Origin of the sequence: Desulforhabdus sp. TSK (genome assembly GCF_022836495.1) — a bacterium.
Lineage (GTDB): Bacteria > Desulfobacterota > Syntrophobacteria > Syntrophobacterales > Syntrophobacteraceae > Desulforhabdus.
Genome location: NZ_BQXM01000004.1, coordinates 126,877 through 139,512, shown reverse-complemented (window position 1 = coordinate 139,512; position 12,636 = coordinate 126,877). Strand labels below are relative to the sequence as shown.

12 protein-coding genes and 1 pseudogene are annotated in these 12,636 nt (G+C 52.4%); 6 read left to right on the top strand and 7 right to left on the bottom strand.

Annotation, left to right across the window (positions count from 1 at the left end; genetic code table 11):
• Positions 1-52: 52 nt before the first annotated feature.
• The 4 genes from MWC30_RS04245 to MWC30_RS04230 all read right to left on the bottom strand — a co-directional run bounded on the left by MWC30_RS04245 (position 53) and on the right by MWC30_RS04230 (position 4,912).
• Positions 53-1,003: a TAXI family TRAP transporter solute-binding subunit gene (locus MWC30_RS04245; RefSeq protein ID WP_244082910.1), complete on the bottom strand. Its 951-nt coding sequence runs from the start codon at positions 1,001-1,003 to the stop codon at positions 53-55.
• Positions 1,004-1,225: 222 nt separating this feature from the next.
• Positions 1,226-3,763, bottom strand: coding sequence for a mechanosensitive ion channel family protein (locus tag MWC30_RS04240; RefSeq protein WP_244082909.1), 2,538 nt, complete (start codon positions 3,761-3,763; stop codon positions 1,226-1,228).
• Between the two features lie 73 nt (positions 3,764-3,836).
• On the bottom strand, positions 3,837-4,253 hold the full coding sequence (locus tag MWC30_RS04235; protein WP_244082908.1) for a thioesterase family protein: 417 nt from the start codon (positions 4,251-4,253) through the stop codon (positions 3,837-3,839).
• 242 nt (positions 4,254-4,495) lie between these two features.
• The gene (locus MWC30_RS04230; RefSeq protein WP_244082907.1) at positions 4,496-4,912 is read right to left on the bottom strand and encodes an acyl-CoA thioesterase; all 417 of its coding nucleotides are present in this window, start codon (positions 4,910-4,912) and stop codon (positions 4,496-4,498) included.
• A 393-nt stretch (positions 4,913-5,305) separates the two neighbouring features.
• Between MWC30_RS04230 and MWC30_RS04225 the strand changes: the two genes are divergently transcribed.
• On the top strand, positions 5,306-6,091 hold the full coding sequence (locus MWC30_RS04225; RefSeq protein WP_244082906.1) for a hypothetical protein: 786 nt from the start codon (positions 5,306-5,308) through the stop codon (positions 6,089-6,091).
• A gap of 108 nt (positions 6,092-6,199) precedes the next feature.
• Positions 6,200-6,685 carry a hypothetical protein gene (locus tag MWC30_RS04220; RefSeq protein ID WP_244082905.1) on the top strand — a complete coding sequence of 162 codons (486 nt, stop codon included), beginning with the start codon at positions 6,200-6,202 and terminating at the stop codon, positions 6,683-6,685.
• Between the two features lie 179 nt (positions 6,686-6,864).
• Here the strand turns inward: MWC30_RS04220 and tnpA are convergent, their stop codons facing one another.
• Positions 6,865-7,296: an IS200/IS605 family transposase gene (gene tnpA, locus MWC30_RS04215; RefSeq protein ID WP_244082904.1), complete on the bottom strand. Its 432-nt coding sequence runs from the start codon at positions 7,294-7,296 to the stop codon at positions 6,865-6,867.
• A 99-nt stretch (positions 7,297-7,395) separates the two neighbouring features.
• On the opposite strand from tnpA, the gene MWC30_RS04210 reads away from it, so the two are divergent.
• Entirely contained in the window at positions 7,396-8,472 is a 1,077-nt protein-coding gene (locus MWC30_RS04210) for a UPF0182 family protein (protein WP_244082903.1), read from the top strand.
• A 21-nt stretch (positions 8,473-8,493) separates the two neighbouring features.
• On the opposite strand, the gene MWC30_RS04205 is transcribed toward MWC30_RS04210, so the two are convergent.
• Positions 8,494-8,766 (bottom strand): hypothetical protein, encoded by a 273-nt coding sequence (locus tag MWC30_RS04205; RefSeq protein ID WP_244082902.1) that lies wholly within the window; start codon positions 8,764-8,766, stop codon positions 8,494-8,496.
• 26 nt (positions 8,767-8,792) lie between these two features.
• On the bottom strand, positions 8,793-9,371 hold the full coding sequence (locus MWC30_RS04200) for a hemerythrin domain-containing protein (RefSeq protein ID WP_244082901.1): 579 nt from the start codon (positions 9,369-9,371) through the stop codon (positions 8,793-8,795).
• Positions 9,372-9,858: 487 nt separating this feature from the next.
• Here MWC30_RS04200 and MWC30_RS04195 point away from each other — a divergent pair, with 487 nt between their 5' ends.
• The 3 genes and pseudogenes from MWC30_RS04195 to MWC30_RS22860 form a co-directional block, all read left to right on the top strand.
• Positions 9,859-10,314 carry a hypothetical protein gene (locus MWC30_RS04195; RefSeq protein ID WP_244082900.1) on the top strand — a complete coding sequence of 152 codons (456 nt, stop codon included), beginning with the start codon at positions 9,859-9,861 and terminating at the stop codon, positions 10,312-10,314.
• Between the two features lie 420 nt (positions 10,315-10,734).
• A complete protein-coding gene (locus tag MWC30_RS04190; protein ID WP_244082899.1) occupies positions 10,735-11,160 on the top strand; it encodes a hypothetical protein in 426 nt (141 codons plus the stop codon).
• A 1,102-nt stretch (positions 11,161-12,262) separates the two neighbouring features.
• Positions 12,263-12,514: pseudogene (locus tag MWC30_RS22860) on the top strand (site-specific integrase); the annotation flags it as partial.
• Between the last annotated feature and the right edge of the window lie 122 nt (positions 12,515-12,636).

Sequence of the window (12,636 nt, the reverse complement as noted above, 5' to 3'; positions counted from 1 at the left end):
TACTCTGCCCTCCAGCGGGAAGGCTCCATGCTGGAAGGCGTGGTGACCCAGTCTATTTCATGACACCCTTCTCTTTGTAATACTTCACCGCTCCCGGGTGAAAGGGGATGGAAACGCCCTTCACAGCGGTTGCCAGGTTGAGCTCCTTGCCTTTGGCGTGAGCCGCAGCCAGTTCAGGCTGGTTCTCGAAAAGAGCCTTCGTCAGATTGTAGACGACATCGTCTTTGATGTCCGCATTCACGATGAGCACCGCGTTCACTGCAACCGTGCTGACATCCTCGGACTGCCCTTTGTAAGTGTTGGCAGGAATCTTCGCCGGAGCGAGAAAAGGATACTTCTCCATGAGCTTTTTGATCATGTCTTCGCTAATGTTCAGGATACGGATATCGTGCTGGCTGCTGATATCCATGATAGCTGCATTGGGGATGCCGGCCGTCACCAGGAATGCGTCGATGTGCTTGTCCTTGAACTGTTCACCGCTTTCAGAAAAGGAGAGGTACTGTGCGCTCACGGCGTCCTTCGGCAGCCCATAAACGTCCATCAGCTGGCGGAAGTTGGCCTCGGTTCCGCTGCCCGGCGCACCGACTCCCACCTTCATTCCCTTCAGATCCGCAAAAGTCTTTGCGGGCCCATCAGCACGCACCACCACCTGGATGATCTCGGGATAGAGCACAGCGATAGCCTTCATGGCCGTGAGCGGTTCTTTAAAGGTTTCCTTGGCGTTGAAGGCGAAATCGAGGGTATCGCTCTGAACCAGGGCAAGCTCGGCTTCCTTCTTGTTCACCAGTCGGACGTTCTCCCCCGAAGCTCCCGTACTCTGAGCCGTAACGTTCATGCCGGGGATTTTGGTATTCCATATCTTGGCCAAGGACCCGCCAAAGGGATAGTAAGTCCCTGCTGTGCCCCCGGTGGCCAGAATCAACTGCTCTTCGGCGGCTTGTGCCAGACCGAAGGCAGACACGAGGGCAAACATGACGGCAAATACGACTCTTAGCTTTTTCATACTGTGAACCTCCCAGGACGTTAAAGATTCTCCCATTTCAACCAATTTAACGAATCATCTCTCTATTGGAATTTAATAGAGGAACTGGAAAGGGGTGTCAACCCGGCAATTCCCAATCCGGCTGCGATGTTCCAGCAAAGTAGCTCGATGAGTGGTGGGAATTCAAATCGGATGGTCCATCGGCATGGAGCTTCCAATCAAGTTGATAACGAACTCGGATCGTCAGCCATCTTCTTCCTCCATCTGTGCCTTTTTTAAGGTGTCTTCCCGAGCGAGCTCGTCGGTTATGGCTGCCGCCGCCGCGGCTGAGAGCAGAGTGCCGGCATCGGATGCCTCCGCTGTGGGTTGGCTCTGCAGGGCACGCTCTGATTTTGCTGAGGGAGCGTCTGCCGGGAGGCGCACGATGACGTGGCGATGAGCAAATTCCAAACCCTTCTCATCGAACAGTTCCTGCAAGCGCTTGAGGACCTGACGCTGAATGAGAAAATTTTGGCCGGGTTTGGATTTGAATTTCAGTCGCATGATCATGGCCGAATCATCGAACATCTTGACCCCCATGGATTTGATGGGGCTCAGGAGGTAGGGCGCCAGTTCTTCGTCCTGAGAGACTTCTTTATCGATCTTCTTGATGATTTTCCGCACCTTGTCAATGTCCGTGTCGAAAGGGACGCGAAAATCCAGTTTGCTGACAAAATAATCCCGTGAGTAATTGGTCACCGTACCGAGCTGGCTGAAAGGAATGGTGAGAACCATGCCCCGTGAGTGGCGCAGCCTCAGCGAACGGACGGAAATCCCTTCCACCGTCCCCTTGATCTTTCCCGCCTCGATATAATCGCCGATGCGAAAGGCGTCGTCGATGAGGAAAAACATTCCCGAAACAATGTCTTTGATGAGGCTTTGCGTCCCAAGGCCCACAGCGAGGCCGAGGATGCCGGCGCCCGCCAGAATGGGCTTGGTATCGATGCCGAGGGCCGAAAGAACGATCAGACCGACGATGGCCAGGAGCACGATCAGGATGACTTTTCTAAAGATTTGAAGGAGGGTGGCGATGCGACTGCCGCCTTCGCCTCCGGCCTCAGCGTCGTTATCCGCCGCACTCACCACACCCTCCTTTTCCATGCGGCGCTGGATGGCTCCTTCGATCAGACGCCATCCCACGTAGGACAATGAAACCACAAGGAGAATCTTCAATGCTGCCGCCGCCATTTCCGTCTCCAGGCTCATGTCGAACCCCCACAAGCGCAGAAGCCAGAAGAGAAGAATTCCAGCAATGGACAGGCTCAAACATCGCCGAAGGATGGGCACAAAACGATGCACGTCCAGGGAACTGGGACAAACTGTCGCTTCGGGTTGTTCGGCTGCCTCCAGGGTGTTCCGGAGCTCAAGGGCATCCGCTTTCCCCTGGGGCAATTCGGGAGCTCGAATGAGTCCAAAAATTCCGCTGAGCAGTTTTTGCCCCAGAGAATCCAGTACGATATAGCAGGGAAGGCTCAATAGCAGCGCAAGCATAGGGATGACCAGATCATCCTGCTCCACTAGCAGCCAAAAGACCCAGAAGATCCAGATAAGGATTAGATAGGGTACAGCGAGCAAGTGCCAGTAGGAAGACATCTGTGAGCGCAAAAAATTCAATCCGGGGGCTGCCCCTGGATTTTCCCGGCAGATGAACCGCCTGATGGCTGATCGGTTATTGAGCAGCAGGTAGATGACGATGCTCAGCAAAAGTAGTCCGTTGATGGCATCCGTCACGACCACCATTTCTTCGCTGACCTGCAGCAGTTCCAGAACCAGACTAATGAACAGTCCCGCCCCAGTGATTGCAGAAATTGTGACCAGCCATCGGTAAATGCTGGATGCCGCGGCGTCGTCAAGGGGAATGCAGCGAAGGACCGAAGCCTGTGGCGCCAGGACAAAGCGAGCGAGCAACATGATCCCACGCACGACCAGCGCCAGGGTGAGAAAGGCAAAAAGGACCAAGCGTGAAAAGATATCATGGTTAAAAAACAGAAAAAACAATGTCAGAGTGGTGAGAGTGAAAACACCTATGCCAAGGATGTCAGTGAGGGCGTAAAGAGACAGCCACTTGATCTTCACGGTCCAAGCCACCGGCATCGAGATCACCAGTTGTTTGCGGATGCCACGCATCGCGCGATCGAACAGCCATTCCGCCCCCAAACCACCAAAGACCAGCACACAGATTGCTGCAAACAAGGGGAAAGTATTGCCTCTTCTCTCCCCATCCTGGAGGTTGGCAAAGGTCTTGGGGAGCAGGGTGGGTACGGCAGTCACTCCAGCTCGGAGGTCATTCAGACGGGAATGGAAGGCACTGGTATTTTCCTCGACCATGTGGACAATCCTGGCAAAGCCATCGGGTTGCTCCTTCTGTTTTTTCTCTGTGCTCACCCTGGATGACTTTCTCAGTTCTTCAAGCAGGAGGCGCCTGACCTGGTCGTCATTCAAACCCGCAACAATGGCGTTGATCTGCTCCTGGCTGGGATTCTCGGGAAGATGAACCACCTGTTGGTCGGAATTCGCTCCGGAACCGGAATCATGACTGGTCGACGAAGACAGGTAATTCTTGGGGTCTTTGGCCTGAGCAGAGCTGAAGGGAAAGAGGGCACTACCAACAAAAATCATTGAAAGAAAGATGATGCAGAGCCTCGGTGTAATCACGGGAAATCCTATGCTGTGGTGCTTGCAGGAACGATTTTCCCATTCCCAACGGCTTCCCCCATGAAGGAGGGACACTGACTTTCTCATGATTGTTAACCCCTTCCATAGTTGCACCAATTCTCCATTCACCCCTTTTTTTGAGCTGCGCAGGAAGGTCCGGTCACTGTTGAATTTGATATTTGCTCAGACTTTCTTTCAATTCTTCAGAAACTTCCACTGATTTATTTTGTGCATAATCAAAACATACTTGAACAGATTCTCCTTTTGCATACACAATTGACTCATCCGATGAGTCTATCAGTTGGTAGCATAACTCAAAACTCTTCCTTCCGATTTCCTTCACCCACATTTGAAGCGATAAACGAGTGTCCAGTTTAACGGGTTTGAGATAATCGCAGCTTATATGAGCCAATATAAATGCAAAATCGAAAGGATCTGACACTTTTGAAAAGTTAAAAAAGAAATATTTTCTTCCTTCTTCAAAATAAGTAAAAAATACTGAATTGTTGACATGTCCCATTGCATCCAGATCTCGAAATCTGACATCGATTTGAATCGTAAAAATATCGCCCATCATTTTTTCCTTGAAATCATGCATCAGCCCCAGAGCAGGTCTTTGGGCTTTTGCGGTTATCTGAGACGCTGTCTAAAAATTCGTTTACTCGTCATTCCGGCAGTCTTTCAGCCGGAATCCACCCCAGCGAAAAACCTGGATTCCGGCTTAAGAACCGCCGGAATGACGAAACAAGGTGCATGCTCAGAGTGATTGACTCATTTTTTAGACGGCCTCTAAGACGCTGTCTAAATCTCGGTGCTGAATCAAAGGCTTCTTGCCCGCTCCTGGAGCGCGATGTCCTCCGGGTCCGTTGCCTCGATAACGATGCCGTGAGGAAGAGGCTTTCCATTATGATCCACGTGAACGAAACTGATGAAACCGTCGAGCAGAAAATCATCGTCGCTGTTATCCAATACCTTTATGTAAGCGACAAGGCGCGATCTCCCGGATAAAACGATCTTACTCTCAAATCGCACCACACAGCCGTTACCGACGGGCTTTTTGAACAGCATACCGTGGATATTCGCGCAAACGATGTTTTCAGGTTTCGTCCAGAAAGCTGCAGCGATGAAACCCGATTCGACGAACCACATGGCCGTCTTCCCCGCGAACAGTGTTCCATGATGGTTCAAATCGTCACCTTTTACAAGATGGCTTGTGATGTGTGCCCGCAGCTTCATTCTTCTTCTCCTTTTATCATCGAGTTTCCGACGATCACCTGGCTGCCCTTTCGGTGCGGCTCTGCCGGCGTTACCCTGGGCATTTCCCTTTATGAAAAAGGCTCTGCCTCTGCACGTTTCCCGATTTGTACAGGACTCGAGGCAATATTCATGCACCTGATGGGCCGGCACGTCAAGCACTGACAACGATCAGGAGAAAAGCTGCACGCTCCCACGAACGATTGACAATACACTGATGTCGGAGCATAAAATTCAGACACTCAATCGGTATCTACACCTGGACCTCTCCGAGAGCTATCATCATTGTTGACGCAGTATGAGTGATCAGCCGGTGTATCTTCCCCGGCATCCTGACAGAACAGAATCCTCTGCCGAGGGGGACAGGAGGTACGAATGCCTCACGGTGAAATCCCGGAAAAGCCCTCCCCCTGTCCGACCGGCGATGAAGGGAGATCAAGATTGAAGGATAAGACCATCGTAATCGATAAGCGGTTCAAGGGACCTCCGAAATCCGGCAACGGAGGTTACGTTTGTGGGCTTCTTTCGCGGTTCTTGGATGCCCCCGCTGTCACCGTACGACTTCTACGCCCCCCACCGCTCGATACTGAACTGGAGGTCCGAGAAACAGAAGAGGGTGTCGTTCTCCTCGATGGAGATGTCGTTGTCGCCAGGGCACGACCTTCAGAGCTCGTGCTCGAGCCACCTGTGTGCCCGACCTACGAAGAGGCGGAGGCGGCATCGCGCCGATACCGGGGCTTCACGTCGCACTGGTTCCCCTGCTGCTTTGTATGCGGCCCGGACCGTGACGATGGTCTGCATGTATTTCCGGGACCCATCGAAGGAGGCGAGCGGGTTGCCTGCCCCTGGATTCCCCGTGCTTCCGTCGCCTCAGCAGGCGGTTCCGTATCGACCGAGTTCCTGTGGGCGGTACTCGATTGCCCGGGATCCTTCACCTTTCCCCAGCCCGCAGGTGAGGCGATTGTCCTCGGAGAATTGCAGGCGGAAGTTTTTGGAGATGTGTCCATAGGTGAACGCTGCATCCTGGTGGCATGGCAGATTGCCGTTGAGGGTCGAAAACACCACACTGCCACAGCCCTCTTCGGCGAGTCCGGAACATGTCGCGCTCTCGGTCTTGCAACTTTCTTGACGGTTCCTGAACAGGCGTGGAGGCCATCCTGAAATAGCTGCCACATTACTGCTACTGCGGCTGTGGAGATTTCCTCTGGCCTTTTTTATGGGAAGCAAAGAATCTTGTAAATGCGACGAGTCCAAAGAATAATTCTTTTTTTGTGCGCAGCGTGGCTGGCGGCAGGCGTGTCGGCATATGCCTCGGATGTCAAAAATGCCCTGCCTAAGCGGGTTTTGGTGATTTCTTTTTTCGATGCGGGTATACCATGGGCGAATCGTGTCGTGGAAAGCCTGCGCAGGAACCTTGACTCAGAATCGCCCTATCCCATCGACCTGCACATCGAGTTCGCGGATCTTGCATACTACACTGACGAAGCTTACCGCCAAAAGCTGATCGAATTGTATCGCTACAAATATCCTCATTCCCAATTGGACCTTGTCATCGGCATAGGGGATGAAGAAGCTGACTTTTTGATCGCTTACGCCGAAGATCTGTTCGGGACAATACCGATGGTCGTCGTCTCGGCCGACCCGAAAGCATTGAAGCGGGAGTCCTTGAAGTCCCACATGACGTCTCTTGTTTGGGAGGCCGATATCCAGGGCAACATACAGTCAAATACCTCCGGCAAAGCCGGAGGCTTGTAAAACCATGGACCGCTCAAAGCGGTTGTAAACCTTTGGCCACCTTACAAGGTCAATGCTGTTGACTTAACGTCACCCCGGTGAGAACCGACGTCCAGAAAGTCTTTATTTTTTTGGTTTCCGGCTTTCGCCGGAATGACGAAAGTTGGTTAAGTCAACAACATTGCCTTACAAGGTGGCGACTACTCAAACATATTCAGTTGATCGAGTCGGCGATCCTCGGTTTCCTGCTTTTTGATGTACTCACGGATCATCTGCTCGTCCCTTCCAACCGTGGACACAAAGTAGCCCCTGGCCCAAAAGCTCTGGCCAGTAAAATTTTTCTTCCTCCCGAGGAAGGTTCTCGCGATGTGGATGGCGCTCTTTCCTTTGATGTAGCCAACCACCTGTGCAACTCCATACTTGGGTGGGATCGAGATGAGCATGTGAACATGGTCCGGCATGAGGTGACCTTCTTCGATCATACTCTCTTTCTGTCTGGCCAGTTCTCTGAAGACTTGGCCCAAATGCTTACGGAGTTGCTCGTAGAGACTCTTCCTGCGGTACTTCGGGATCCAGACCACATGGTACTTGCACTCCCATACCGTGTGGCTTAAGCTTTGAGTTCCTTCCATGCGAAAGCCTTTCCTTTTGCAAACTTTGAGCGGTTCACAAGAGGGAGGCTTTCGCATACTCCCGCAAATGTCAAACTCTGGGAGTCCCCCGGCAAAGCCGTGGGTTTACCCAAGGGCAATTACAGCGGGACGGGTGGAGTGTCGGTCTCTTCATTGTTCCGCAAGCTCATCTTTGCCGTCTATTTCGGGGAAAGAGATATCTTTTTCACCACTCAGACGAAATCCGGGAGCCGTATGCAGTTTCGCCGCAATATCGTTGAGAGGATCAAGACACTGGCGCCTTTTTTCGTGTTGGATAAGGACCCGTATGTCGTGGCCACCCCCGAAAGGCTCTACTGGATCCAGGACGCCTACACCGTATCCAACCGTTATCCTTACGCTCAGCCTTACAGCAACGGCATCAACTACATCCGCAACTCGGTCAAAATTGTCGTGGACGCCTACAACGGATCGGTGGATTTTTACCTGTCGGACCCCCGCGATCCCATCATCAGGGCCTACAACCGCATGTACCCTGGGCTCATCAAAGGATTGGAGAGCATGCCGGCCGATCTCAAGGCGCACATCCGCTACCCCAAGGATCTGTTCGATATCCAGATGAATCTTTACACCAAGTATCACCAGACGGACCCTGACACTTTTTACAAGCAGGAAGATATTTGGGAGTTCCCCACCATAAGCGCCAATGGTCAGACCAGCAGGATGGAGTCCATCTACTCGACTCTCAGTATCCTCGACAATGACAAGGAAGAGTTCTTACTGTTTGCGCCCATGACACCGAAAGCCCGCACCAATCTGCGCTCCCTGGTGGTGGCGGGTTGCGACGGCCCCAACTACGGAAAGGTTGTGGTGTTCAGTTTTCCTCGGGGCACTTTGGTGTTTGGCCCCCAGCAGGTGGACTCCTTCATCAACCAGGACACCCGCATCGCCCAGAACCTCACCCTGTGGAGCCAAACGGGCTCGCGGGTGAGCCGGGGCAAGATGATCATCCAGCCCATCGGGGAGGCCATCGCCTACGTGCAACCGGTCTACATGCAGGCAACCGATAACGCCAGCATACCTCAGCTCAAGCGCATCATCCTCTCCAAAGGGGAAAACCCTGTAATGGAACCTTCCCTGCAACTGGGGATCGAAGCCCTGAACACCCGCATGCAGGGAACGGCAAAGCAGCCCTGAAGATCGGAGCATGGGAAGGTGTCAAAAATCCTTATGAGGATTTTCCAGGGGGAGGCTCGCCACACGAGAGCTGCTGCGGGAGGGTGCCACAGAGATGGCCATTGAGCGGCGCACGTGGAATTGCTGCGGTACTTTGCTTCGAATCGCTTCCATCGTCGGGGCGCTCGCTTCGGTGGGACTGTTGATCTGGGTGCTGATGCAGCATTGGCAGACTTTTATGGCTTGGAAGGGCGAAGCCGGATTCTGGCCTTTTTTTGCGGGTGTCGCCGTGCTGCCGCTGCTTGGCATTCCCATCACCCCGCTGTTGGTCCTGGCAGGGGTTACATTTGAGCTGCTGCCGTCACTCGCGGGCTGTGCCCTTGCCTTCGCCGTTCGAGCTCTTGCACTACCGCTCCATACTTTTCATGAATGACTTTTCGGTCAAACTCCCAGAATGCGTTGAGCATGCTCTGGTCTTCTTCCATAGAGAGGTAGGCCATATAGGCAGGGAAGAAAACTTTGTCCTCCTTTTCGATATGCTTTGGGTAGAAGGAGACCAACGTTCCCAAACTGGCCGCTAGGGCTGTCAGGGCCGCTCTGTCGCCATTTCGATATCGGGCGTTGGCCTCGACCAGTTCTCTCGTCGTTTCTCGACCCAAGACGTGCTCCTGGATCAGTTCGTCCATAAGCATTCGGTCTTGAGCGGACAAATCCCTGGTCCCGAGGATCTTGAAGAGAATGTCCTCTTCCTTGCCGTGGTGGGTACGGTCCGCGTAAATGTGGATGAAATCCACTGCCGCATCGATGAAGAACGGGTCCACCTCATGGTTTGTTTCGATACGCTTTTGTGTTTGAGCAAGCAGTGCGATCATCCGCTCGATCAGTCGATGCTCAATCATCAATGGGCCGCGTGACTGCATTCATTGTCCTCCCGGATTTTTCAGTATCACCAAAGAGAAAGCAAGCCAAAGGTGCCGAAATGACACCGGATATTGATCACTACCGAATTTTCCTAAATGTCCCGGGCACTGAGTCCTGTTGAGCATTATGGGGCTTCGGGCAAATCAGTACCTTTGAGATTGCAGGAAAAGTTATCGATATGGCAGGATCGCCTGTTGTTTGGGGCCACTTGAATAACAGGGAAAGATTCCGACCATGTCCGCGTCAACACTCTACCATGCTTTCAGGATAAGATACATTGACTATGTGTCCTCCAGCAGGGAGACACCACCTTCAAAGGTCCGGTTGGCTGCCCTGTGGGGTGTGGCTACAGGAGGGCTATTTCAATGGTCATAAACACCGGAAGGTTTTTATCAGGAATCTCCTGATTGACAACATAATGACACAGGTACATAAAGTTAACCACTCGATCCGTACCGTACATCCTGGCCTCTCCGGAAGGTAGAAATGATTATCGTACCGCGGCTACGCATCGCCCCGCTGTGGCTACGCGTAATCTTATTGATGGCGTCGGCAGCGCTCCTCATTGGGCTCGTTGGCCTTGGGACTGCAGCGATTGGCGGACGATTCGAGCTGACAGAGAACGGGCGCCAACTGGTGGTACCGCTAGCCCTTTCCCTGCTGGGCCTTTTGTCTTGGGTGCTTGCGCTTCCGAGGCTTGGCCTGAAAACAGGCAGGGTGGTTGCGTCGAAAGCGGTAAACGGCCTTATTGCCTTGTGCGGCTCGCTCTTCGCCATGTTCGCCTGCGAAGAGCTTGTCACTGCGTTTGATGATGCCGGGCTCGTTGCTCTCCTCGATGTGCCACTCATGCTGGTGGCAGTGTTATCGATAGTGCTCGGTGCCTGGTGCGCAGTTGCAGGTACCGGAAACCTACTCAGATCGAATCATGGCGTTCCACGCTAGGGCTCCGTCAGATTAGTTATGCCGGGCAAGACAACCCGCCCCTGCTCCCCTCGAAGGCGGAATCGCACTGCCCCTGAATAGGATGAAAACTTCTGCCGAACTGTACTGAATGAAAGCCTCTGTCCTTTTGTGCTCGGGGAATGTCGACGGGCTGGGAGAGATTGTAGTCAAAATGGATATCGATCCATCCGTTCAACCCGATCAGCAAAGAAAAGCGTATGGCGGTTACGGTAGTGAGACATTGAAACGTCAAGGATGTTCCTTATTTTGTATTCATGGTGTCTCGACAAGATCAACGAATGGACGGTATGATCAACACCAGGCAACGCTGATGGTTTCTCAAGCCTTGATGAGGCACTCGAGGACGCAATTACGGCGAAAATGCTCGATTTATGTTTCCCATTCACAGGGAGGATGATCATGCGTCGCAAATTTTGTATTTTGGTCTCAGTTGCTGTTGTTCTATATGCCCTGGCGACCGCAAGTTACGCTCAAGAGCCTGAGAGCTCTACTGTCCAACCCAAGTACTACGGCAGCATTCCCTACCTCAGTGGTGGTGTTGGATTGGACCAGAGGGAAGCCTTGAACGAGGTAAGTAAAGACTACAATTTGAAGTTGAGCTTCGCGCTGGTCTCAGGTGAATACCTCAGTGACATTGCTGTAGAAATCAGGGATTCAGCGGGTCGCGTTGCATTGGAGGCCGTTTCGGAAGGTCCGTGGTTTTTTTGCAGGCTTCCCCCTGGGCGTTACAAAGTGGTTGTCAAATACAATGAGAAGATACAGGAGAGAGCTGTGCAAGCAGTCGGGAAGGGACAGACTGTGCTAAACTTTTACTGGCAGGAGTGATCAGGGACGGGGAGTTGAGGCTGTTGACAGCCTCAAGCCCTTTACCCCATATAAATGACTATGCAGAATTTCAAATGTGCAGCAATTCCAGACAGGTCCGGCGTTGATGTTCTGGCAGAGAATATTGAGCCTGACTACATCCTCTTCTCTTTATTCCTGCTCCGGAAAGTATCGAAGACCATAACTGCCCACGAAAAAGAAATTGATAGAATCAAACTGGGGCGTCCAAAAAGGGGCAAAATCGCCTGAATTTCTTGCCCGGTTCTTGGCCCTCCTGATCCCGGAGGGATCACAGCCATTAGCCGGTGGTTGAGCCAGCAAAGGCGATACCACCGGTAGGCTGGTAGCATGATCATGCACCCTGAAGGGGTCCCAGCAAGGGCATTCTGCGACCCCTCCAGGGTCGTTTCCTTCTTTTTCATTCTTAACCGGGGGTATCGGCCTTAAGGCCTCACCCCCCGCTAATAGCTGTGAGCCCTCCGGGCTCTGGAGGGTGAAAAAACCGGCAACAATCGAGATTCAATTTGGACGCCCTAGAATCAAACTTTTGTGACAGGGCAATCCCTCAAATCCTAGCACCTCCGCAGAGCTGAGATCTGGACGACTCGTTTTCTTTGTAGGAGCGGCTTCCAGCCGCGACTTATTTTTGTCGCGGCTGGAAGCCGCTCCTACAAAAGCCCGGTTGCTACTCATCAACATTACAGTGGAAGCATGTGCATGAAATGCATCACTCCCATTGTCCGGTCCGATGGATTGCCTCTTGCCTCATGTCAACGTCTGTTTCGTGCGATTGTCCTGACTTTTGCGATTGACACTATAGAGATGTCAATCTATCTTATTAGAGAATTTCAATTTCCCCCTCTAACGTAACTTATTCGCCCATTCCATAAGCGTAGATCTATCTGTTCCCAAGTTGTCTCTTTGCCGGAGCGAGCAAAATGATAGCGACAGGTGCACAGACAAGCCGATCGCAACAATCTTTTGCAGGAAAAGCAGATCTCAAATGCCACGGCAGGAGGTTCTGCCGGGGGCCACCCACGCGCCAAACCTCATGAATCCACTTCATTAGCCTTTATCATCATGGCATCACAGTCGATGCACAGAGCAGGTCTATTACTGCTGGGTCAAACCGTTCATCTATTTTCATGACAATCGCCGCCCAGGGAAGATGGCAGAACCGGAAATCAACGCATTCCTCATACAGGTGGCGGTGAAAAAGAAGGGCGGCGCTTCGACTCAAAACCAGGCCCTTTCGGCATTGTTGTTCCTACACCGGCACCGTATCGGATTCAAAAACAGAAATCTTTCTAAGCAGATAAAGGCAACGAGGAATCTGCACCCCAGGGCGACGTAACGAAGAGAGCCATTTGCAAAAGGTACGCAACCAGACCAGCAAAGAATAAAGGAGAAGCATGATGAAAGTAGCTCGCGGGCGTACGTATTTTATTGCGATCCTTGCTCTGCTCTGGACAGTTG